Here is an 818-nt window from a genome sequence, read left to right as displayed (position 1 = left end):
GGCAACGGGTCCTCATCGGGAAGCTCGCGAGCTCGATCTTCTGGCAGCCGTTCCTAAATAGCCTCCTCATCGCCGTGCTGATGACGGCGATCGCCCTTCCGGTGGGGGCGCTGTTCGCCTGGCTCGTCGCCCGCACCGATCTTCCGTTCAAGGGGTTCTTCGGCTCGGCGCTGATCATCCCGTACATCGTGCCGTCCTGGACGGTGGGCCTGGCCTGGCTTACGGTGTTCAAGAGCCTGCGGTTCGGCGGACAACCTGGGCTCCTCTACGCCGTGTTCGGCATCGATCCTCCAGCTTGGCTGGGCTATGGCCTCCTGCCGATCGTGATCTCGCTCGGCGTGCACTACGTGCCGTACACGTTCATCCTGTTGCGGGGGGCGTTGGCGACGATCGATGCCCAGCTTGAGGAGAGCGCGGAGATCCTCGGAGCGAAGCGCTGGGAGACCCTGCGCAAAATCACGTTCCCCCTGGTCCTGCCGGCGTTGGGATCGGCGTTTGTTCTCACATTCGGCAAGGGCCTGGGCGAGTTCGGGACCCAGGCCTTCCTTGGGCTACCCATCCGGTACTACACCCTCTCCACCCGCGTGTACGCCGCGTTCAACAACCGCCAACAGGCGGAAGGGTACGTGCTCACCCTGATCCTGATCCTCGTCACCACCCTGACCGTGTTCGCGAACCAAAAGCTCATCGGGGCCCGCAAGCGCTACACGACGATCAGCGGGAAGGGCGCGTACCACAGGCTCATGAAGCTCGGGCGCTGGCGCCTTCCGGCCACTGCACTGCTCACGCTGTTCGTCGTGTTGTTCGTCGCCGGTCCG

At 64.4% G+C, this 818-nt stretch carries 1 protein-coding gene; it reads left to right on the top strand.

From position 1 onward, the window contains the following. On the top strand, positions 1–818 hold an 818-nt coding region (locus tag NUV94_08200; GenBank protein MCR4392716.1), incomplete at both ends, for an ABC transporter permease subunit.

This window comes from Candidatus Acetothermia bacterium, assembly GCA_024653305.1.
In the GTDB taxonomy this organism is placed as follows: Bacteria; Bipolaricaulota; Bipolaricaulia; order Bipolaricaulales; family Bipolaricaulaceae; genus JACIWI01.
Note: the sequence above shows the minus strand (reverse complement) of the source record. Positions and strands in the feature narration are given on the sequence as shown.